At 46.7% G+C, this 23343-nt stretch carries 13 protein-coding genes, 9 tRNA genes, 5 rRNA genes, 1 pseudogene and 1 other annotated feature (1 of these 29 cut by a window edge); all 28 genes and pseudogenes read right to left on the bottom strand.

Annotation, left to right across the window (positions count from 1 at the left end):
* Window positions 1–3 precede the first annotated feature (3 nt).
* Entirely contained in the window at window positions 4–747 is a 744-nt protein-coding gene (gene rlmB, locus AC0VXY_RS00645; RefSeq protein ID WP_475526607.1) for a 23S rRNA (guanosine(2251)-2'-O)-methyltransferase RlmB, read from the bottom strand.
* The gene (locus tag AC0VXY_RS00640) at window positions 744–1169 is read right to left on the bottom strand and encodes a Mini-ribonuclease 3 (protein WP_435994232.1); all 426 of its coding nucleotides are present in this window, start codon (window positions 1167–1169) and stop codon (window positions 744–746) included. Before AC0VXY_RS00640 ends, rlmB begins: the two co-directional genes overlap by 4 nt.
* Window positions 1169–2569 (bottom strand): cysteine--tRNA ligase, encoded by a 1401-nt coding sequence (gene cysS / locus AC0VXY_RS00635; protein ID WP_475526606.1) that lies wholly within the window; start codon window positions 2567–2569, stop codon window positions 1169–1171. Before cysS ends, AC0VXY_RS00640 begins: the two co-directional genes overlap by 1 nt.
* A complete protein-coding gene (gene cysE, locus AC0VXY_RS00630) occupies window positions 2566–3216 on the bottom strand; it encodes a serine O-acetyltransferase (protein ID WP_435994235.1) in 651 nt (216 codons plus the stop codon). Before cysE ends, cysS begins: the two co-directional genes overlap by 4 nt.
* Window positions 3217–3287: 71 nt before the next feature.
* Window positions 3288–3507, bottom strand: a binding site (T-box leader).
* Window positions 3508–3550: 43 nt separating this feature from the next.
* The gene (gene gltX, locus AC0VXY_RS00625) at window positions 3551–5008 is read right to left on the bottom strand and encodes a glutamate--tRNA ligase (protein WP_475526605.1); all 1458 of its coding nucleotides are present in this window, start codon (window positions 5006–5008) and stop codon (window positions 3551–3553) included.
* A gap of 85 nt (window positions 5009–5093) precedes the next feature.
* Window positions 5094–5570, bottom strand: coding sequence for a 2-C-methyl-D-erythritol 2,4-cyclodiphosphate synthase (gene ispF, locus AC0VXY_RS00620; RefSeq protein WP_435994239.1), 477 nt, complete (start codon window positions 5568–5570; stop codon window positions 5094–5096).
* Complete coding sequence (gene ispD / locus AC0VXY_RS00615; protein WP_435994241.1) at window positions 5563–6267, bottom strand: 2-C-methyl-D-erythritol 4-phosphate cytidylyltransferase; 705 nt, start codon at window positions 6265–6267, stop codon at window positions 5563–5565. Before ispD ends, ispF begins: the two co-directional genes overlap by 8 nt.
* A gap of 80 nt (window positions 6268–6347) precedes the next feature.
* Complete coding sequence (locus tag AC0VXY_RS00610; RefSeq protein WP_435994243.1) at window positions 6348–7439, bottom strand: PIN/TRAM domain-containing protein; 1092 nt, start codon at window positions 7437–7439, stop codon at window positions 6348–6350.
* A 213-nt stretch (window positions 7440–7652) separates the two neighbouring features.
* Window positions 7653–8726 carry a DNA integrity scanning diadenylate cyclase DisA gene (gene disA, locus AC0VXY_RS00605; RefSeq protein WP_435994245.1) on the bottom strand — a complete coding sequence of 358 codons (1074 nt, stop codon included), beginning with the start codon at window positions 8724–8726 and terminating at the stop codon, window positions 7653–7655.
* 3 nt (window positions 8727–8729) lie between these two features.
* On the bottom strand, window positions 8730–10106 hold the full coding sequence (gene radA, locus AC0VXY_RS00600) for a DNA repair protein RadA (RefSeq protein ID WP_435994247.1): 1377 nt from the start codon (window positions 10104–10106) through the stop codon (window positions 8730–8732).
* A 448-nt stretch (window positions 10107–10554) separates the two neighbouring features.
* Window positions 10555–13002 (bottom strand): annotated as a pseudogene (gene clpC / locus AC0VXY_RS00595) (ATP-dependent protease ATP-binding subunit ClpC).
* Window position 13003: 1 nt separating this feature from the next.
* Entirely contained in the window at window positions 13004–14086 is a 1083-nt protein-coding gene (locus AC0VXY_RS00590) for a protein arginine kinase (RefSeq protein ID WP_435994251.1), read from the bottom strand.
* Entirely contained in the window at window positions 14083–14631 is a 549-nt protein-coding gene (locus AC0VXY_RS00585; RefSeq protein ID WP_435994253.1) for a UvrB/UvrC motif-containing protein, read from the bottom strand. Before AC0VXY_RS00585 ends, AC0VXY_RS00590 begins: the two co-directional genes overlap by 4 nt.
* Before the next feature lie 20 nt (window positions 14632–14651).
* Window positions 14652–15113, bottom strand: coding sequence for a CtsR family transcriptional regulator (locus AC0VXY_RS00580; protein ID WP_060674173.1), 462 nt, complete (start codon window positions 15111–15113; stop codon window positions 14652–14654).
* Window positions 15114–15712: 599 nt separating this feature from the next.
* Window positions 15713–15829: ribosomal RNA gene (rrf, locus tag AC0VXY_RS00575) — 5S ribosomal RNA — on the bottom strand.
* Between the two features lie 111 nt (window positions 15830–15940).
* Window positions 15941–18876, bottom strand: a 23S ribosomal RNA gene (locus tag AC0VXY_RS00570).
* A gap of 223 nt (window positions 18877–19099) precedes the next feature.
* Window positions 19100–20650, bottom strand: a 16S ribosomal RNA gene (locus tag AC0VXY_RS00565).
* A gap of 162 nt (window positions 20651–20812) precedes the next feature.
* Window positions 20813–20888 (bottom strand) — tRNA-Ala (locus AC0VXY_RS00560).
* Window positions 20889–20896: 8 nt separating this feature from the next.
* Window positions 20897–20973, bottom strand: a tRNA-Pro gene (locus tag AC0VXY_RS00555).
* Between the two features lie 5 nt (window positions 20974–20978).
* A tRNA-Arg gene (locus AC0VXY_RS00550) sits at window positions 20979–21055 on the bottom strand.
* A gap of 64 nt (window positions 21056–21119) precedes the next feature.
* Window positions 21120–21208 (bottom strand) — tRNA-Leu (locus AC0VXY_RS00545).
* 5 nt (window positions 21209–21213) lie between these two features.
* Window positions 21214–21288 (bottom strand) — tRNA-Gly (locus AC0VXY_RS00540).
* A gap of 8 nt (window positions 21289–21296) precedes the next feature.
* Window positions 21297–21381 (bottom strand) — tRNA-Leu (locus tag AC0VXY_RS00535).
* A gap of 34 nt (window positions 21382–21415) precedes the next feature.
* A tRNA-Lys gene (locus AC0VXY_RS00530) sits at window positions 21416–21491 on the bottom strand.
* A gap of 35 nt (window positions 21492–21526) precedes the next feature.
* Window positions 21527–21602, bottom strand: a tRNA-Thr gene (locus tag AC0VXY_RS00525).
* Window positions 21603–21663: 61 nt separating this feature from the next.
* Window positions 21664–21739, bottom strand: a tRNA-Val gene (locus AC0VXY_RS00520).
* A gap of 12 nt (window positions 21740–21751) precedes the next feature.
* Window positions 21752–21868 (bottom strand): 5S ribosomal RNA (gene rrf / locus AC0VXY_RS00515).
* Window positions 21869–21979: 111 nt separating this feature from the next.
* Window positions 21980–23343 (bottom strand): 23S ribosomal RNA (locus AC0VXY_RS00510) (it continues 1573 nt past the right edge of the window).
* Together the 16S, 23S and 5S rRNA genes with 9 tRNA genes alongside form the textbook arrangement of a ribosomal RNA operon.

The raw sequence follows: 23343 nt of genomic DNA, 5'->3' as shown, positions 1-23343 counted from the left end.
TTCCTATTCTCCCAATGGGTGGCGTTTACGATAAACCTCATACATTAAAATACTAGCTGCCACCGAAGCGTTTAATGATGTAACATGACCGATCATAGGCAACTGAACAAGGAAATCACATTTATCCCGCAAAATGCGGCTCATCCCTTTTCCTTCACTTCCGATAATTAAACCGATAGGAAGCGTACCGTCCAGTTGGCGGAAATCCTGCTTACCCTTAGCATCCGTTCCTGCCACCCATACACCGCGTTCTTTCAATTCATCCACCGCTCTCGACAGATTCGTCACACGTGCCACGGGAATATGTTCAATCGCACCAGTGGAAGACTTCGCTACAGTAGAAGTAAGTCCCACCGCTCTTCGCTTCGGGATAATGATTCCATGGGCACCCGCTGCATCAGCCGTCCTCATGATGGATCCCAGGTTATGGGGATCTTCCAATTCATCCAGGATCAGAATAAAAGGATCCTCCCCTTTTTGTGCTGCCTTTTGAAATAAATCATCCAGTTCAGCATACTGATAAGCGGCCACAGAAGCGACGACCCCTTGGTGATTCTCCGATACCATCTGCTCAATTTTCTTCTTTGGTACATACTGGACCATGACATTGGATTCCTTGGCAAGTCCGACGATTTGCTGGATGGAACCTTTCTGTGAACCTTCCGCTATCCAAATCTTATTAATATCCCTTCCTGACTTTAACGCTTCAATGACGGGATTTCTTCCTCCGATAAAATCTTTACTCATTTCTGTTCCTCCTTTCCTGCCTGGGCTTGTTCAAAAATGATCTTCAACAGTTCCTCTAACCGCTCCGTCCGATTAAGTAAAAACAAATATCCAATAAGAGCCTCAAAAGCAGTACTGTGTTTATACGTCTGTACATCCGTGTTTTTAGGCGTTGTCCCCGATTTTGCATTCCGGCCGCGCTTGACAATCGATATCTCTTCTTCCGTTAAGAGGTCCTGATCGAACAATGTTCTGAGAATGGCCGCCTGCGCTTTAGCAGACACATACTTCGTCGCAGCCCTGTGAAGTTGATTCGGTTTGATCTTACCCTTGGTTAACAGGAGCTGCCGTACATATGTTTCATATACAGCATCCCCCATATAAGCCAGTGCAAGTGCATTGATTTGTTTCGCGTCGATTTTTTCGTTTGTCTCGTATAGCATTAAGATCCCCTTTTCCAGCGGGTGCCTTGAGGAGTATCTTCCAGGATGATATCCATGTCTTTCAGTGTGTCACGAATCTCATCTGCCAGTTGGAAGTTCCGGTCTTTACGCGCCTGAATACGCTTTTCGATCATTTCTTCCACTTCTTCGTCCAACATACCCGCTTCCTGCAACGTCAGTCCAAGTACAGAGAAGAAATCTTCAAACCGGTGCAGGAACTCGTCAATGACTTCTGTTGATGTGTTTTTCTCCATCAAATAATAATTCGCCTGTCTTGATAGTTCGAATAGAATGGAAATCCCATTGGCAGTATTAAAATCATCATCCATGTCCGTAATGAATTGAGCTTTAAGCGCATGGATTTTGTCCAGCCATTCCTGATTGTTATCTGTTAAGTTTGTACTTGATTCCTTGCGATGCTTCAAATTTTCATACGCTGTCTTGATTCGATCTAAAGATGTCTCTGCATTCTGCAGAAGTTCTAGATTGTAGTTGATCGGATGACGGTAATGAACGGATAGCATGAAGAAACGAAGTACCTGTGGATCTTGTTCTTTAATAATGTCGTGAACCAACACGAAATTGCCGAGTGATTTCGACATCTTCTCGTTATCAATATTAATATACCCATTGTGCATCCAGTAATTGGCGAATGACTTGCCTGTAAGGGCCTCTGACTGGGCTATTTCATTCTCGTGATGAGGGAAGGTCAGATCCTGTCCCCCTGCGTGAATATCGATGGTATCCCCCAAATAGCGCTTAGCCATAGCTGAACATTCGATATGCCAGCCCGGGCGTCCTTCACCCCACGGGCTCCCCCAGGAGATCTCCCCTTCTTTCGCCGCTTTCCATAAAACGAAATCCAGGGCATCTTCTTTTTTGTCCCCTACATCGATGCGGGCTCCTGCTTTTAGTTCATCAATAGGCTGATGAGACAGCTTACCGTATCCATCAAACTTTCTTGTACGATAGTAAACATCTCCCTGGGATTCATAGGCATACCCTTTTTCTACAAGGGCTGTGATGAATTCAACAATGGTGTCAATATTATCTGTTACAGTCGGATGTACATCGGCTTTCCGGCAACCGAGGGCTCCCGTATCTTCGAAGTAAGCATCGATAAAGCGCTTGGCAATCGTCGGGACATCTTCTCCCAGTTCCTTTGCCGCTCTTATTAATTTATCGTCCACATCCGTGAAGTTAGAGACGAACTGAACATCGTATCCCCTGTATTCCAGATAACGTCTCACTGTGTCAAATACAATCGCAGGACGGGCATTTCCTATATGAATATAGTTATAAACCGTCGGACCGCACACATACATTTTGACTTTACCCTCTTCCATGGGTTTGAATTCCTCTTTCTGCCTTGTCAGTGTGTTATATAAACGAATCGTCATGATGATCGACTCCTTCCCTCATATTCCCTTAATAATGATTTCAATTCATTCACTTCTTTTTCAAGTTGTTTCATTCGGTCGTTCATCGGATCGGGCAGATCACAGTGATTCAGATCCTTCTGTATCTTCACTCCGTCCTGAATGACTACCTTCCCGGGAATACCGACCACGGTTGAATTGGGCGGAACATCTTTCAAGACAACGGATCCTGCCCCTACCTTAGAATTTTCCCCAACAACGATCGATCCTAATACTTTTGCTCCTGTCGCAATCAATGCATTATCCTGGATCGTCGGGTGACGTTTCCCTTTTTCCTTCCCGGTTCCACCGAGGGTGACCCCTTGGAAGAGCGTGACATTGTCTCCGATTTCACACGTCTCGCCAATTACCACACCCATTCCATGATCGATGAAGAAGCGACGACCGATCTTAGCTCCGGGGTGGATCTCCACTCCGGTGAAGAAGCGGCTGACCTGTGAAATGACCCGAGCAATAAAAAAGAATTTACGTTTAAAAAATGCATGGGCAACGCGATGAGCCCAAATGGCATGAAGACCCGAATACGTGAGGATGACCTCCACATAATTCCTCGCAGCCGGATCCTGATCAAACACCACATCCATATCTTCCCTAAGCGACTTAAACATTTGGATCCATCCCCCTTCTTCTTTAAAAATATAAGCTGTTAACAATAAAAAAACGCCTCTGTCAATAAACTGACAGAGACGCTTTTAAAGGCGCGGTTCCACTCTGATTGAGAAGACAAACCTTCTCCAACTCGAATCCTGTTAACGGTAGGAAACCGCCTTTACCTACTCTATTTCAGTAACGGGCTCAGAGGTGCATTTCAGAAATTGAGGGGCTTAAACCACTTTCAGCCGGTGATGGTTCTCTCTACTAAGCATCCTTTTCTTACTTCTCCTCATCAACGCGATATCATTTGACTTGATACTCTTACTATATTACATATCCTCCAAAATGTTAACCTAAAAGACTTTGAAGACGATGTTTAACTGTATCTTTCCCTAAAAGCTCAATGGCATTCGGCAATTCAGGGCCATGTGTCTGGCCTGTAACGGCTACACGGATCGGCATGAACAGCTTCTTCCCTTTATGGCCAGTCGATTTTTGGACAGCTTTGATAGAGGATTTGATTTCTGCCGCTTCGTACTTTTCAAGTGCCTCGATCTCGTTCAAGAAAGCTTGAAGGACTTCTGGTACTTGCTCTTCTTCGAGTACCGCTTTCGCCTCTTCATTATATTCAAGATCTGTCTTGAAGAACATTTCAGACAGCTCCACGATTTCAGCACCGAAGCTCATTTGCTCCTGGTATAAAGAAATGACGCGGCTCGCCCACTCGCGCTGTTCATCGGACATGTTCTCATCCAATTTACCCGCACTGATTAAATGAGGAAGGGATAACTCCACCACTTGAGCCAATTCCAAGTTCTTCATGTACTGATTGTTCATCCATGTAAGCTTCTGATTATCGAACAGGGCAGAAGAAGTGGATAAACGTTCAGGATCAAAGATTTCAATGAACTCATCTTTCGAAAACAGCTCTTCTTCTCCTTTAGGAGACCAGCCGAGTAGGGCGATGAAGTTAAACAAAGCTTCTGGTAAATACCCTAATGCTTCGTATTGCTCGATAAACTGAATGATGCTTTCATCCCGCTTACTCAATTTTTTACGGCTTTCATTGACGATCAATGTCATATGCCCGTAAACAGGTGCTTCCCAACCAAATGCTTCAAAGATCATCAACTGCTTCGGTGTATTCGAAATATGATCTTCTCCGCGAAGAACATGTGAAATTTTCATCAGATAATCATCGACTGCAACAGCAAAGTTATACGTTGGTGTACCGTCCTTTTTCGCGATGACAAAGTCACCGATACCGTCTGATTCAAATGAGACATCCTCTTTCACGATATCATTGAAGGAATATACTTTGCCTGCGGGTACTCGGAAACGAATGCTCGGCTTGCGGCCTTCTGCTGCTAATTTCTCCTGATCCTCTTTCGTCAGGTTACGACATTTTCCGGAGTAGCGGGGCATTTGACCTGATGCTGATTGTGCTTCCCGTTCCGCTTCCAGCTCTTCCTCCGTACAGTAACACTTATAAGCCTGTCCGCTTTCTAACAGCTCATTTAAATACTGCTCATATATATGATTACGCTCGGATTGGCGATAAGGTCCGTATTCACCCGGCTTATCGGTACTTTCATCCCAATCGACCCCAAGCCACTGAAGGTACTTAAGCTGACTTTCTTCTCCACCTTCGATATTACGTTTCTTATCCGTGTCTTCAATACGGATGATGAACTTTCCACCTGTGCTGCGGGCGTATAGGTAATTAAATAAAGCGGTTCTTGCATTTCCAATATGTAAATGACCCGTTGGACTCGGGGCATAACGGACGCGTACTTCCTGTGTCATGTATGTTCCTCCTATAATGATTACTGTTTAAAGTCTCTGACCTATTTTAACACCGTTAAGTATGGGAATAAAGCGAATTTATCCCCTACTTCTTTTTGATCAATATCGTGGTTTGTGCGGCAATCCCTTCGCCTCTTCCAGTAAAGCCAAGCTTCTCAGAAGTCGTGGCCTTAACGTTCACTTCTGCCATATCCGCTTCCAGTAACGTGGCGATGCTTTGTCTCATTTCGTCAATATAAGGAGCCATCTTAGGTTTCTGGGCAATGATCGTGCAATCGATATTCCCTAATTCATAGCCTTCCTTTTTCACAAGGGCCCATACATGCTCTAGAAGCTTTGCAGAATCTGCATCCTTGAACTCGGGATCTGTATCAGGAAAATGCTTCCCGATATCCCCTGCCGCAATGGCACCTAAACACGCATCCGCTACAGCATGCAACAGGACATCTGCATCTGAATGCCCCATTAACCCCTTTTCATATGGAATCGTAATGCCTCCCATGATAAGAGGTCTCTCTTCCACTAACTGATGAACATCAAATCCTTGTCCGATCCTAAACATGTTTCTCTCCTCCACTCATTTCCTCTCGCTTCTTCAAAATCGCCTCGGCAAAATATAGATCTTCAGGTGTTGTCAGTTTAATATTGTCATAATCACTTTCAACGACAGCGACCTCAATGTCCGACCTTTCCACCAGTGAAGCATCATCTGTACCAAGGAAACCATCTTGATCGGCTTCTTTATGTGCCTTTGTTAAAACGGAAACGCGAAAAGCTTGTGGGGTTTGGACCATCCACAAGCTTGAGCGTTCAATCGTTTCCTCGACTTCGCCATCCAGTACTTTTTTGATCGTATCTTTAACAGGAACCGCCGCAATGGCAGCCCCTGTTGAATATGTCTTTTCGACTAATTGGTGAATCGTGGATTCTTTAATAAATGGTCTTGCTCCGTCATGTACGAGAACAATCTCATGTTCAACCTCAAGCAACGCATTGTATACACTATGTTGTCTTTCTTCTCCACCATCCACAAGCTTCACGACCTTCTTGATGCCGTAGCGTTCCAACAGGGACTCGAACACCTGTCGCTCTGATGGATGTATGGCTAGATAGATTCCCTTACAACGGGTGTCATGCTCGAAAACACGCAATGTATGAATGATGACAGGACAGCTATTCAACTCAAGGAGCAGTTTGTTTTTGCCCGCTTTCATCCTTTTCCCTTGCCCTGCAGCCGGAATGACCACTTCATATTCCATAATATAACTCCTTTAACACACAAGTAATACTATTCATTATACCTTACTGCATCAATGGAGTCAGGCTGCAACCCGTTTTCTTACAGAGCTTTTTCCAGTTGCTTCGGCTTCGCAAAGATCATCCTGCCCGCAGATGTCTGAAGAACGGATGTTACAAGGACATCGATATACTTACCGATGTAATTACGCCCTTCTTCTACGACGATCATCGTGCCATCATCCAGATAAGCAATTCCCTGGTTATGCTCCTTACCATCTTTGATGACCTGTACCTTTAATTCTTCTCCAGGCAGTACTACCGGCTTGACGGCGTTGGCTAGATCATTGATGTTTAACACTTGTACACCCTGAAGGTCACACACCTTATTCAGGTTAAAATCATTCGTTACAACGATTCCATTTGTAAGTTTCGCTAATTTCACCAGCTTCGAATCCACTTCCTGAATTTCTTCGAAGTCCCCTTCATAAATCTGGACCTCAACAGGAAGCTCCTTTTGAATGCGATTTAAAATATCCAGCCCCCGGCGTCCGCGATTTCGCTTCAATACATCGGAAGAATCGGCAATATGCTGGAGCTCTTCCAGTACGAATTGTGGAATCACCACGATTCCTTCTAAAAAGCCTGTTTGACAGATATCCGCGATACGTCCGTCAATGATTACGCTCGTATCCAGTATCTTAAGGGTCTTCACACCCTCTTCATCCAAATCCTCATCCGTCCCTTTTTTCTTACCTCGATTTGCCGTGCCGAATAGATTGACCAATTCATCCCTTTTCTTAAATCCAACCTGGAATCCTAAATATCCAAGAAGCAATGTTAATAGAATGGGAACCACCGTGTTGACGATGGGAATCTGCATTTGATTGAATGGGATCCCAAACAAATACGCAACAAATAAACCGATAATCAGGCCTAAACTGCCAAATAACAAATCAGTTACCGGTGCCTTTACCAAGCTATCTTCAAACCACTTGACGAAATTGACGACATACTCGACTGCCCAAAACGTAAGAATATAAAAAATGATGGCACCAAATATAGCAGTCATATAAGGGTTATTAATTAAAGGAATGTCCGATAAATTTATGACGGTAAATAATTCGGGAAGTAGAAATATCCCCAGTGTTCCCCCGACAATGAGGAAGCACGCTTGAACGATTCTTTTTAACATTCCCTCACCTCCTCCTACTCATTATAAACAATTTACTATTTTTGAAACGTCTAAGCCTTGAAAATTTGAAATTTAATCCAACGGAAACGATTTTGATACACTTATCCCATTTTACTAGCTTCCTTAAATGAAGGCTAACACGTCTAATTCAAACTGTCAATTTTTTGGAAATGATACAATCATACCATTTCCTGCAGATATAGGCCTCGATACCTACAGCTGTCGATCTGCAAACGTCTGTTCCTTAATCAGTTTTAGACCCTCTTTGATTTTCCTTGCCCTCACTTCACCGATCCCTTCGACTTCATCCAAATCATCGACTGATGCCCTCACTACATGGGGGAGGGTCTCAAATCTCGTGATAAGATTTTCAATGATCACAATAGGCAGACGGGGGATCTTATTCAACACGCGGTATCCTCGTGGATAGATGGCATCATCGTGATGGACATATCCGTGGTATCCGAGTAATTTTAATAGGACATTATCCTCTAACACTTCAGAGTGAACAAGTTCCTGGAACTTATAGAGAAGCTCGAACGGTTTGATATTTCTTTCCAGGGAATAGTCCCTGATGATGAGCATCGCCTCATCTTCAATATCCGCCAACAGTTCATTCATCTGAAGGCGGATCAATCTGCCCTCGACACCCAGCTCGCTGAGATAGGTCAATAACTCATTCTTGATCCTGAGAACCATCTCGAAACGGTGAAGAACCTGCAGTAAATCGCTTTGGGTGACAAGCTCCTCAAACTCAAGTACGGACAGATTAGAAATGCTTTGATCGAGAACCACCTTATATTTCTCCAAGGTTTGGATCGCCTGGTTGGCTTTCGTCAAGATGACAGAGATGTCCTTTAGAGCATATCGGAAATTCCCTTGATACAGGGTGATGACGTTTCTCCGTTGAGAGATGGCAATGACAAGGGCATTTGTTTGTCTCGCGACCCGCTCTGCCGTCCGATGTCTCATACCCGTTTCCGTGGAGGGTACGTACACATCGGGAGCCAACTGTGCGTTTGCCAAAATAATCTTCGTTCCCGCTTCATTCAGAATGATGGCCCCATCCATCTTGGCCAGTTCATACAGGTAGCTGGGAGAGAATGCACAATTGATATGAAAGCCCCCGTCCAGAACAGATTTCACCTTATCATTGTACCCAACAACAATAAGTCCCCCCGTATTGGCTCTCAGCACATTATCAATGCCGTCCCTGATCGGGGCACCCGGAGCAACGAATTGCAGTATATCCGACATGGACTTATCTCTTGCCTTCTTATCTTCCATTTCTTATCCTCCTAAAATAATTGACAGTGCTTCATTGATGTTCGATACCCCCGTGATCTCTATATCAGAAGGAGGCTGCCACCCGCTTAAGTTATTCTGGGGAATAATCACTCTCTTAAAACCCAACTTGGCTGCTTCCTGCACGCGTTGTTCAATTCTTGATACCCTTCTGATTTCACCTGTTAAACCGACTTCACCTATGATGCAATCATGGGCACTGGACGCCCTATCACGAAAACTTGAAGCGATACTTGCAGCGACCGCCAAATCAATCGCCGGTTCATCCAGTTTCACCCCTCCAGCCACTTTCAGATAGGCATCCTGCTGTTGCAAAAGCATCCCTGCCCGCTTCTCCAATACAGCCATGATCAGTGAAACCCGGCTATGATCAATCCCTGTTGCCATCCTTCGGGGGTTGTTAAAACTAGTTGGGGTCACAAGAGCTTGAATCTCCACAAGAACCGGTCTCGTTCCTTCCATCGAGGCAACGACCGTGGAACCTGCCGCACCTTGTGAACGCTCTTCAAGGAATATCTCAGAGGGATTGGCCACTTCCTCAAGTCCCAGTTCCTTCATTTCAAAAATCCCCATCTCATTCGTAGATCCGAAACGGTTCTTCACCGCTCTTAAAATACGATAGGAGTGATGACGTTCCCCTTCAAAATACAGTACGGTATCCACCATATGCTCCAACAAACGAGGTCCTGCAATTGAGCCTTCCTTAGTAACATGCCCTACAATAAAGATGGCAATGCCCTTTGTTTTCCCGATTCTCATCAGTTCAGCCGTACACTCCCTTACCTGGGATACACTACCGGGGGCAGATGTCACGTCAGGATGAAAGACCGTTTGAATCGAGTCGATGATGACGAAATCCGGTGAGATTTGCTCAATCGTTTGATGAATCAGCTCAAGATTTGTTTCCGCAAATATATATAAATCATCTGATTTCACATGCAGTCGATCTGCCCGGAGCTTGGTTTGCTTGATGGATTCCTCTCCGGAGATGTATAACACCTTCTGCTTCTGATCAGCAAGCTGAGCCGAAACTTGAAGCAGTAAAGTGGATTTTCCGATCCCCGGGTCTCCACCAATCAATATAAGTGAACCTGGTACCACGCCTCCCCCAAGCACACGGTTCAACTCTTTCGACTCGGTCAATACCCTGGGCTCCTGCTTGGTTTCGATGGAGATCAGCTTCTCTGCTTTAGAAGGTCCGGTATTTTCTGAGTGCATAAACGACGTCCTGGGTTTCTTCCCGGTCATCTCAACCTCTTCCACCATCGTATTCCACTCGTTACACCCCGGACATTTCCCCATCCATTTAGCAGACTCATACCCACAAGATGAACACACAAATTTAGTCTTTTTCTTTGCCAATCTATTCTTCCCCTCTTTTACTCTATTTGTACTCCTACCCATTCAGGATAATACCATTTGGAATGATTGTATCCGTTTTATGTATCAGATTCAATCGAAAAGCGGAGCCGGCTTGCCCAGAGGCGACAAGCATAAGACGAGTGAACCGGAAAGGCGTCCTTTGCCTTTTTGGTTCACTTGGCTTATGACCTCGAGCCACTAGCCGGCGGAGCTAGACAATCAGAAAAGCGGAGGTGGCTTGCCCAGAGGCGACAAGCATAAGGCGGGTTACCCGGAAAGGCGTCTTTTTGCCTTTTTGGGTAACTTGACTTATGACCTCGAGCCTCTAGCCACCGGAGCTAGACAATCAAGAAAAGCGGAGCCGGCTTGATCACGTCCGACAAGCATCCATTATGATAAAAGAGGTACACGAAAAACATATACGTGTACCTCTTCATCACCCTTGCTATTATGTCGGAGTATTGGCTGCTTCCTCTTCTTTAACTTTTACAACAAACTCACTGTCTTCTACGTCGATCAAAATATTCTGCCCTGTCAGCACTTTTCCTCTTAATAATTCTTCTGACAGTTTATCCTCTACATGTTTCTGAATGGCCCGACGAAGAGGTCGTGCACCATATTCGGGATCGAACCCTTCATCTGCTATTTTCTCTTTGGCAGCAAGTGAAAGTTCTAAATGAATATCCTGCTCTTTCAAGCGGGTTGTCAATTGGTTGGACATCAATGTCACAATCTCTTTCAAGTGATCTTTTTCAAGGGAATGGAACACGATGATTTCATCGATACGGTTAAGGAACTCAGGTCGGAAAGCACGTTTCAGCTCTTCCATGACCTTTCCTTTCATATCTTTATAATCCTGTTTCCCGTCCTGAATATTGAACCCTACGTATTTATTGCTCTTAAGGGACTGGGCACCAACGTTTGAAGTCATGATCAATACCGTATTCCTAAAGTCTACGGTTCTACCTTTTGAATCTGTCAAACGGCCATCCTCCAGTACTTGAAGGAGAATGTTGAATACATCTGGATGTGCTTTTTCGATTTCATCTAAAAGAACGACCGAATATGGCTTGCGGCGAACCTTTTCCGTTAACTGTCCGCCTTCTTCATATCCTACATACCCTGGGGGTGAACCAACCAAGCGGGAGGTCGAATGCTTTTCCATGTACTCGGACATATCAATACGGATCATCGCATCCTCATCACCGAACATAGACTCGGCAAGCGCCCGTGCCAATTCCGTTTTCCCGACTCCTGTAGGTCCTAAGAAAATGAAGGAACCAATCGGACGCTTCGGATCTTTCAGGCCGGCCCTTGCACGGCGCACGGCTTTTGATACCGCAACGACTGCTTCTGATTGCCCGATGACTCTGGAATGAAGGATTTCCTCTAATTTGAGTAAACGATCCGTTTCCGTTTGGGCCAATTTCGATACCGGTACTCCCGTCCAGTTTGAAACAACCTTCGCAATATCTTCAACAGTCACTTCTGTATTTTCCTGCCCTTGCTTTTCTTTCCATGTGTTCTTTGTTTCTTCCAGCTCTTCACGAAGCTTTTGTTCTGAATCTCTTAGAGAAGCTGCTTTTTCAAATTCCTGGCTTTGAACCGCTGCATCCTTCTCTTTGCGGATTTCTTCCAGCTTTGCTTCAAGCTCTTTCAAGTTTGGCGGCGTCGTATAAGAACGCAAGCGCACCTTAGAACCTGCTTCATCAATTAAATCGATTGCCTTATCCGGTAAGAAGCGGTCTGAAATATAGCGATCAGAAAGCTTCACTGCCGCGTCAATCGCTTCATCCGTAATCGACACGCGGTGATGCGCTTCATAACGATCACGTAACCCTTTAAGGATCTGGACGGACTCTGCTGCCGTCGGCTCATTGACTTGGATTGGTTGGAAACGGCGCTCAAGCGCTGCATCCTTTTCAATATATTTGCGATACTCATCTAATGTTGTGGCACCGATACATTGTAATTCCCCGCGTGCAAGGGATGGTTTTAAGATGTTGGAAGCATCAATGGCTCCCTCAGCCCCACCTGCTCCGATTAAAGTATGGAGCTCATCGATGAAGAGGATGATATTACCCGCCTGACGGATTTCATCCATGACCTTCTTCAGTCGGTCCTCGAATTCCCCGCGGTATTTCGTACCTGCTACAACCGTACCCATATCAAGGGTCATAACGCGTTTGTCGCGCAGGATTTCAGGAACTTCATTGGCGATGATCTGTTGCGCGAGGCCTTCTGCGATCGCTGTCTTACCTACCCCAGGCTCACCAATTAACACTGGGTTATTCTTCGTACGACGACTCAGTACTTCAATTACACGCTGAATTTCCTTGCTTCGGCCAATGACCGGATCCAAGCTGCCTTCACGGGCAATGGCTGTCAAATCACGGGCTAAACTGTCAAGTGTGGGCGTATTGGCATTGGCGTTGCCTCCACCCTGGTGATTGCCTGCATCATTACTGCCAAGCAACTGCAATACCTGCTGTCTTGCTTTATTCAAGCTGACACCCAGATTACCGAGTACCCGGGCGGCCACTCCTTCACCCTCGCGGATCAATCCCAGTAAAATATGTTCCGTTCCTACATATGAGTGACCCAGCTTACGGGCCTCATCCATGGAAAGTTCAATCACTTTCTTCGCACGAGGTGTGTAATGGATCGTTTGAGATTTCTCGCTTCCTTTCCCGATCAACCCTTCAACTTCCTTCTGAATCTTTTCAGGGCTCAGTCCCAATGCTGTAAGTGCCTTGGCGGCGATACCTTCACCTTCGCGGACAAGTCACAATAAAATATGTTCAGTACCAATATTACTGTGCGACAAACGAATCGCTTCTTCTTGAGCTAATGCCAATACTTTTTGGGCTCTTTCTGTAAATCGACCAAACATCATATTATTTTTCCTCCTCACATGTATCTTTATCTAACTTAATTCGTTCCCGAATCAAAGAAGACCTTCTTATATCTCGTTCATTTGGTCTCAGTGGACCTCCAGAATATTGTTGTAAAAATCCAGGCTGGGTTAAAATCATTAGTTCATTCAATATATTCTTAGATATCACTTTGATGTATCCTAAATCGATTCCAAGTCTGACATCCGATAAACACTTCGCAGCTTCCTTGGACTCAATGATCCTGCTGTGCTCCAGGACCCCAAGAGAACGGAAAATCCTATCTTCTAATTGTATGTTTGACGTTTGAACTAATGCGTCCCTTGCCGTTTGTTCTTTCTCGATGATCTGTTTCACAACACTCAACAAGTCTTCTACGATGTCCTCTTCCGACTTACCAAGTGTCGTTTGATTGGAAATCTGAAAGATATTCCCAAGCGCTTCGCTGCCTTCTCCGTATATCCCTCTTACCACTAACCCCAATTGATTGATCGCAGGAATGATACGGTTTAATTGCTGCGTTAACACAAGTCCCGGCAAGTGCATCATGACAGAAGCCCTGAGTCCCGTCCCCACATTGGTAGGACAAGTCGTTAAGTAGCCATGCTTCTCATCAAACGCAAAGTCAAATTCACCTTCAAACCAATCGTCGATCTGATTGGCTTTCTGTAAAGCTTCCTTCAGTTGCAGACCAGGATATAAACACTGTATTCGAATATGGTCCTCTTCGTTTACCATTATGCTAATATCTTCCTCACTTGATAAAAGGACAGCTCCGTAGTTCGTTTCCTCTGCCAGATTCGGACTAATGAGGTGTTTCTCCATTAATACCCTCTTTTGGAGAGGCTGAATCTCACTTGTAGGTAAAAATTCTAATTCTCCTAAATTCTTTGGATATGATGTAAGTTTCTCCTTTACCTGATTCACAATCTCCCGCGCTTCTTCAGAAGAGTAAAGAGTGGAAAAACGAAAGTCAGTCAGATTCCTCGCTAGTCTTACCCTCGAGCTGAGGACAATATCCGAATTCGGTCCCTCCTCACTCATCCAGGAACTGACGGCATTACTCAGGAACTTCTCAAGACTCATTCTTTATCGCCTCCCTCTTTCTTTATCTCCTTTTCCAGGGAGCGGATTTCGTCTCGGATCTCGGCTGCTTTCTCAAACTCTTCATCCGCAATCATCGTTTGCAATTCAGACTTCAACTGCAACACCTTCTTTTTCACATGGATGGCTCCACCCATACGCTCCGGAACCTTCCCGTGATGTTCGACATTGCCACTATGAACACGCTTTAATACAGGAGTTAGTTCATCTTTAAACGTTTCATAACAATGGGCACAACCAAAGCGACCCACATTTATGAACTGATGAATCGTCATTTTACATTTTTCACACTGTAAAACTTCTGTCTTAGGAATCTCAGTTTCCTTTGCCTGCTTAAATGCAGGAGCTATATTAAGAAGACCTGCCAATAGATTGTTCACAGAAAAGCCGGGAGAAGAATCAAACATAAACATCTCACCCTTATCCTGAGCACATTGCTCACATAAGTGAACCTCTGTCTTTTCCCCGTTTACCACCTTGGTAAAATGAAGGGTCGCAGGTCTTTCATTACACTCTTGACAAACCATCCCATTCACCTCTTTAACCCTTACTCATACTTCAATGTATCCAGCATGGCTCTAAGCATTCTTCCTCTCAGGATATCCCGTTCCGGTAATTCGACCATGATGACCGACCGATCCATCACACTCAGCATGATCTTGGCTTCCCTTTCGGAAATGATCTCTTCTTCCACTAACCGAAAAACAATATCAGCTGCCGTATTCTGGCTGATCGTTTGTGTAATCAGTGCCACCAACTGATCAATCAAGTGAACCTGATCGTGGGCCTTCACCTTCATGATCCGGATGTATCCACCGCCGCCACGTTTACTTTCTACTACATACCCTCGTTCGATGGTAAAACGGGTATTAATCACATAATTAATTTGAGAAGGAACACATTGAAACTTATCAGCGATCTCGCTTCTTTTAATCTCGACTATCTCACTTTCACTCAGTTCTAACACATTTTTTAAATAATTTTCAATGATGTCGGATATGTTCCTCATCAAACCTCCTCCTCATTTTGACTTTGACTATATTTGACTATAATTATACAACCGCGTTTTAAACTTTGCAATTATGAAGTTTGACCTTAGAAGTTTTCCTGTTTAAGGGAGGTTTTAAACGTGTGAAAGTGAGATTGTTGGATAGAAATTTGAAAATGGGGCACTTGGTGGGTGGGAGTTTTGTGAACGGGGAATTGGTGGGAGTCGATTTCAAGAGGATTTAAAGTTTGTGTTGTGTTGTGTTGTGTTGTGTTGTGTTGTGTTGTGTTGTGGGTTGCTGGATTGGGTGTTTATGTGATCAATTCTTAATGAAAAGTTTAGAGAATCGTAATTCGAGATATTTTAGTGGTCTCTTTTATAGCAATCCTGCTGATTTGACTGGTGAAATGTGTGTGGCTTTTGATGAATTCGTGTTGATTGCGTCGTTTTCGAAGGTGACTGCGTCATAATTTTATTAATTGCGTCATTTACACCCTTAATTGCGTCATTTTTTCGTTTATTGCGTATTTTTCCAAATAATTACTTTTTATACACTCATCCTTATCTAACAGTGAAACCAAAAAAAGAGTAACCCCTAAGAGCTACTCTTTTTCCTATTTGCCTGGCGACGTCCTACTCTCACAGGGGGAGATCCCCCAACTACCATCGGCGCTGAAGAGCTTAACTTCCGTGTTCGGCATGGGAACGGGTGTGACCTCTTCGCCATTGTCACCAGACGACTATTCAATTGAAGGAATTGTTCCTTCAAAACTAGATAAAGAATTGATAATTGATGTCAAGAAAGCCGAATACCGACCAACTGTTATTCATTAAAATAATGACTCTTTTTGGTTAAGTCCTCGATCGATTAGTATCAGTCAACTCCACATGTCGCCATGCTTCCATCTCTGACCTATCTACCTAGTCATCTTCTAGGGATCTTACTCACTTACGTGATGGGAAATCTCATCTCGAGGGGGGCTTCATGCTTAGATGCTTTCAGCACTTATCCCTTCCGCACATAGCTACCCAGCGATGCCTTTGGCAAGACAACTGGTACACCAGCGGTGCGTCCATCCCGGTCCTCTCGTACTAAGGACAGCTCCTCTCAAATTTCCTGCGCCCACGACGGATAGGGACCGAACTGTCTCACGACGTTCTGAACCCAGCTCGCGTACCGCTTTAATGGGCGAACAGCCCAACCCTTGGGACCGACTACAGCCCCAGGATGCGATGAGCCGACATCGAGGTGCCAAACCTCCCCGTCGATGTGGACTCTTGGGGGAGATAAGCCTGTTATCCCCGGGGTAGCTTTTATCCGTTGAGCGATGGCCCTTCCATGCGGAACCACCGGATCACTAAGCCCGACTTTCGTCCCTGCTCGACTTGTAGGTCTCGCAGTCAAGCTCCCTTGTGCCTTTACACTCTGCGAATGATTTCCAACCATTCTGAGGGAACCTTTGGGCGCCTCCGTTACTCTTTAGGAGGCGACCGCCCCAGTCAAACTGCCCACCTGACACTGTCTCCCACCCCGATAAGGGGCGCGGGTTAGAATTTCAATACAGCCAGGGTAGTATCCCACCGATGCCTCCACCGAAGCTAGCGCTCCGGTTTCCAAGGCTCCTACCTATCCTGTACAAGCTGTACCAAAATTCAATATCAGGCTACAGTAAAGCTCCACGGGGTCTTTCCGTCCTGTCGCGGGTAACCTGCATCTTCACAGGTACTATAATTTCACCGAGTCTCTCGTTGAGACAGTGCCCAGATCGTTACGCCTTTCGTGCGGGTCGGAACTTACCCGACAAGGAATTTCGCTACCTTAGGACCGTTATAGTTACGGCCGCCGTTTACTGGGGCTTCGATTCGCACCTTCGCTTGCGCTAAGCACTCCTCTTAACCTTCCAGCACCGGGCAGGCGTCAGCCCCTATACTTCGCCTTACGGCTTCGCAGAGACCTGTGTTTTTGCTAAACAGTCGCCTGGGCCTATTCACTGCGGCTCTCTCGGGCTTGCACCCTACCAGAGCACCCCTTCTCCCGAAGTTACGGGGTCATTTTGCCGAGTTCCTTAACGAGAGTTCTCTCGCTCACCTTAGGATTCTCTCCTCGCCTACCTGTGTCGGTTTGCGGTACGGGCACCTTTTTCCTCGCTAGAGGCTTTTCTTGGCAGTGTGGAATCAGGAACTTCGCTACTATAATTCGCTCGCTATCACAGCTCAGCCTTCACGATGACGGGATTTGCCTCATCATCAGCCTAACTGCTTAGACGCACATATCCAGCAGTGCGCTTACCCTATCCTCCTGCGTCCCCCCATTGCTCAAACGGAAAAGAGGTGGTACAGGAATATCAACCTGTTGTCCATCGTCTACGCCTATCGGCCTCGACTTAGGTCCCGACTAACCCTGAGCGGACGAGCCTTCCTCAGGAAACCTTAGGCATTCGGTGGATGGGATTCTCACCCATCTTTCGCTACTCATACCGGCATTCTCACTTCTAAGCACTCCACCAGTCCTTACGGTCTAGCTTCGCAGTCCTTAGAACGCTCTCCTACCACTGACACCTAGAGGTGTCAATCCACAGCTTCGGTGATACGTTTAGCCCCGGTACATTTTCGGCGCAGAGTCACTCGACCAGTGAGCTATTACGCACTCTTTAAATGGTGGCTGCTTCTAAGCCAACATCCTGGTTGTCTAAGCAACTCCACATCCTTTTCCACTTAACGTATACTTTGGGACCTTAGCTGGTGGTCTGGGCTGTTTCCCTTTCGACTACGGATCTTATCACTCGCAGTCTGACTCCCATGGATAAGTCTTTGGCATTCGGAGTTTGTCTGAATTCGGTAACCCGATGAGGGCCCCTAGTCCAAACAGTGCTCTACCTCCAAGACTCTTACACATGAGGCTAGCCCTAAAGCTATTTCGGAGAGAACCAGCTATCTCCAAGTTCGATTGGAATTTCTCCGCTACCCACACCTCATCCCCGCACTTTTCAACGTGCGTGGGTTCGGACCTCCATTCAGTGTTACCTGAACTTCATCCTGGACATGGGTAGATCACCTGGTTTCGGGTCTACGACCACATACTAAATTCGCCCTATTCAGACTCGCTTTCGCTGCGGCTCCGTCTTATCAACTTAACCTTGCATGGGATCGTAACTCGCCGGTTCATTCTACAAAAGGCACGCCATCACCCGTTAACGGGCTCTGACTACTTGTAGGCACACGGTTTCAGGTTCTATTTCACTCCCCTTCCGGGGTGCTTTTCACCTTTCCCTCACGGTACTGGTTCACTATCGGTCACTAGGGAGTATTTAGCCTTGGGAGATGGTCCTCCCAGCTTCCGACGGGATTTCACGTGTCCCGCCGTACTCAGGATCCACTCAAGAGGGAATGAAGTTTCAACTACAGGGTTGTTACCTTCTTTGACGAGCCTTTCCAGACTTCTTCGTCTACTTCATTCCTTTGTAACTCCGTATAGAGTGTCCTACAACCCCAAGAGGCAAGCCTCTTGGTTTGGGCTATATCCCGTTTCGCTCGCCGCTACTCAGGGAATCGCAATTGCTTTCTCTTCCTCCAGGTACTTAGATGTTTCAGTTCCCTGGGTCTGCCTTCCATACTCTATGTATTCAAGTAAGGATATTGTTCCATTACGAACAATGGGTTCCCCCATTCGGAAATCTCTGGATCAAAGCTCACTTACAGCTCCCCAAAGCATATCGGTGTTAGTCCCGTCCTTCGTCGGCTCCTAGTGCCAAGGCATCCACCGTGCGCCCTTCATAACTTAACCGAATTGGTTGTTACATCAGGTTTAAAACCTAAAATGGCGATACTCGGTAATTTCTTGACTATCAATTTATCTTTATCTAGTTTTCAAAGAACAAATCCTTTTTTATCTCTTAAGAGACAAAAAGTTTTGATGGTGGTTATTTTGCTGTCGCAAAAAACCTTGTTGAACCATCAAAACTGAACAAAACTTCGACGTGTCAAACGTTTTTGTAAATCTTCCTTAGAAAGGAGGTGATCCAGCCGCACCTTCCGATACGGCTACCTTGTTACGACTTCACCCCAATCATCTGTCCCACCTTAGGCGGCTGGCTCCAAAAGGTTACCTCACCGACTTCGGGTGTTACAAACTCTCGTGGTGTGACGGGCGGTGTGTACAAGGCCCGGGAACGTATTCACCGCGGCATGCTGATCCGCGATTACTAGCGATTCCAGCTTCATGTAGGCGAGTTGCAGCCTACAATCCGAACTGAGAACGGTTTTATGGGATTGGCTAAACCTCGCGGTCTTGCTGCCCTTTGTACCGTCCATTGTAGCACGTGTGTAGCCCAGGTCATAAGGGGCATGATGATTTGACGTCATCCCCACCTTCCTCCGGTTTGTCACCGGCAGTCATCTTAGAGTGCCCAACTGAATGCTGGCAACTAAGATCAAGGGTTGCGCTCGTTGCGGGACTTAACCCAACATCTCACGACACGAGCTGACGACAACCATGCACCACCTGTCACTCTGTCCCCCGAAGGGGAAAGCCCTATCTCTAGGGTTGTCAGAGGATGTCAAGACCTGGTAAGGTTCTTCGCGTTGCTTCGAATTAAACCACATGCTCCACCGCTTGTGCGGGCCCCCGTCAATTCCTTTGAGTTTCAGTCTTGCGACCGTACTCCCCAGGCGGAGTGCTTAATGCGTTAGCTGCAGCACTAAGGGGCGGAAACCCCCTAACACTTAGCACTCATCGTTTACGGCGTGGACTACCAGGGTATCTAATCCTGTTTGCTCCCCACGCTTTCGCGCCTCAGTGTCAGTTACAGACCAGAAAGTCGCCTTCGCCACTGGTGTTCCTCCAAATATCTACGCATTTCACCGCTACACTTGGAATTCCACTTTCCTCTTCTGCACTCAAGTTCCCCAGTTTCCAATGACCCTCCACGGTTGAGCCGTGGGCTTTCACATCAGACTTAAGAAACCACCTGCGCGCGCTTTACGCCCAATAATTCCGGACAACGCTTGCCACCTACGTATTACCGCGGCTGCTGGCACGTAGTTAGCCGTGGCTTTCTGGTTAGGTACCGTCAAGGTGCCGCCCTATTCGAACGGCACTTGTTCTTCCCTAACAACAGAGCTTTACGATCCGAAAACCTTCATCACTCACGCGGCGTTGCTCCGTCAGACTTTCGTCCATTGCGGAAGATTCCCTACTGCTGCCTCCCGTAGGAGTCTGGGCCGTGTCTCAGTCCCAGTGTGGCCGATCACCCTCTCAGGTCGGCTACGCATCGTGGCCTTGGTGAGCCGTTACCTCACCAACTAGCTAATGCGCCGCGGGTCCATCTGTAAGTGATAGCCGAAGCCACCTTTCAACATTTCCTCATGCGAGGAAATGAGTTATCCGGTATTAGCCCCGGTTTCCCGGAGTTATCCCAGTCTTACAGGCAGGTTACCCACGTGTTACTCACCCGTCCGCCGCTGATATCAGGGAGCAAGCTCCCTTCAATCCGCTCGACTTGCATGTATTAGGCACGCCGCCAGCGTTCGTCCTGAGCCAGGATCAAACTCTCCGATAAAAGTTTGAATAGCTCTTTAAAAATAAATCTAGAATTAACGTTGACGTATTGTCTTGTTTTGTTCAGTTTTCAAGGTTCAATGTGTATGTGCTTCGTTTGAAGCGACTTAATAATCATATCATTTCCACTCATTGAGTGTCAATAACTTTTTTAAAAACTTTTTGGTGGAGCCTAGCGGGATCGAACCGCTGACCTCCTGCGTGCAAAGCAGGCGCTCTCCCAGCTGAGCTAAGGCCCCAAATAAGGTGGTCGGGAAGACAGGATTCGAACCTGCGACCCCTTGGTCCCAAACCAAGTGCTCTACCAAGCTGAGCTACTTCCCGATATATGGCGCGCCCGAGAGGAGTCGAACCCCTAACCTTTTGATCCGTAGTCAAACGCTCTATCCAATTGAGCTACGGGCGCAAAATAATTATAGTTTTTCCAATAAGCATCGTAAGGATAGATATTTTGCTGACGCAAAAATCTTTGGTGCCGAGGACCGGAATCGAACCGGTACGGTAGTCACCTACCGCAGGATTTTAAGTCCTGTGCGTCTGCCAGTTCCGCCACCCCGGCTAGCTTGGAGCGGAAGACGGGATTCGAACCCGCGACCCCCACCTTGGCAAGGTGGTGTTCTACCACTGAACTACTTCCGCGCTAGTATTGGTGCGGGTGAAGGGACTTGAACCCCCACGCCTTGCGGCGCCAGATCCTAAGTCTGGTGCGTCTGCCAATTCCGCCACACCCGCAAATGGTAAGATATTTTGCTGACGCAAAAATCTATGGTGAGCCATGAAGGATTCGAACCTTCGACCCTCTGATTAAAAGTCAGATGCTCTACCAACTGAGCTAATGGCTCCTAAAATTAAAAAAAGACACAAAATAAAAAACCAATGGTGCCGGCAAGAGGACTTGAACCCCCAACCTACTGATTACAAGTCAGTTGCTCTACCAGTTGAGCTACACCGGCATGGGTAGAAAATTTGCTTAGGCAAATTGAATGAAGTTTATTTTACTTTCGTAAAAAAACATGGTGGAGGATGACGGGATCGAACCGCCGACCCTCTGCTTGTAAGGCAGATGCTCTCCCAGCTGAGCTAATCCTCCGAAATATGTATCGCCTGGCGACGTCCTACTCTCACAGGGGGAGATCCCCCAACTACCATCGGCGCTGAAGAGCTTAACTTCCGTGTTCGGCATGGGAACGGGTGTGACCTCTTCGCCATTGTCACCAGACGACTATTCAATTGAAGGGATTGTTCCTTCAAAACTAGATAAAGAATTGATAATTGATGTCAAGAAAGCCGAATATCGACCCATTGTTGTTCATTAAAATAATGACTCTTTGTGGTTAAGTCCTCGATCGATTAGTATCAGTCAACTCCACATGTCGCCATGCTTCCATCTCTGACCTATCTACCTAGTCATCTTCTAGGGATCTTACTCACTTACGTGATGGGAAATCTCATCTCGAGGGGGGCTTCATGCTTAGATGCTTTCAGCACTTATCCCTTCCGCACATAGCTACCCAGCGATGCCTTTGGCAAGACAACTGGTACACCAGCGGTGCGTCCATCCCGGTCCTCTCGTACTAAGGACAGCTCCTCTCAAATTTCCTGCGCCCACGACGGATAGGGACCGAACTGTCTCACGACGTTCTGAACCCAGCTCGCGTACCGCTTTAATGGGCGAACAGCCCAACCCTTGGGACCGACTACAGCCCCAGGATGCGATGAGCCGACATCGAGGTGCCAAACCTCCCCGTCGATGTGGACTCTTGGGGGAGATAAGCCTGTTATCCCCGGGGTAGCTTTTATCCGTTGAGCGATGGCCCTTCCATGCGGAACCACCGGATCACTAAGCCCGACTTTCGTCCCTGCTCGACTTGTAGGTCTCGCAGTCAAGCTCCCTTGTGCCTTTACACTCTGCGAATGATTTCCAACCATTCTGAGGGAACCTTTGGGCGCCTCCGTTACTCTTTAGGAGGCGACCGCCCCAGTCAAACTGCCCACCTGACACTGTCTCCCACCCCGATAAGGGGCGCGGGTTAGAATTTCAATACAGCCAGGGTAGTATCCCACCGATGCCTCCACCGAAGCTGGCGCTCCGGTTTCCAAGGCTCCTACCTATCCTGTACAAGCTGTACCAAAATTCAATATCAGGCTACAGTAAAGCTCCACGGGGTCTTTCCGTCCTGTCGCGGGTAACCTGCATCTTCACAGGTACTATAATTTCACCGAGTCTCTCGTTGAGACAGTGCCCAGATCGTTACGCCTTTCGTGCGGGTCGGAACTTACCCGACAAGGAATTTCGCTACCTTAGGACCGTTATAGTTACGGCCGCCGTTTACTGGGGCTTCGATTCGCACCTTCGCTTACGCTAAGCACTCCTCTTAACCTTCCAGCACCGGGCAGGCGTCAGCCCCTATACTTCGCCTTACGGCTTCGCAGAGACCTGTGTTTTTGCTAAACAGTCGCCTGGGCCTATTCACTGCGGCTCTCTCGGGCTTGCACCCTACCAGAGCACCCCTTCTCCCGAAGTTACGGGGTCATTTTGCCGAGTTCCTTAACGAGAGTTCTCTCGCTCACCTTAGGATTCTCTCCTCGCCTACCTGTGTCGGTTTGCGGTACGGGCACCTTTTTCCTCGCTAGAGGCTTTTCTTGGCAGTGTGGAATCAGGAACTTCGCTACTATAATTCGCTCGCTATCACA

This window comes from Rossellomorea sp. QJM3NY_18 (assembly GCF_056173145.1).
Note: the sequence above shows the minus strand (reverse complement) of the source record. Positions and strands in the feature narration are given on the sequence as shown.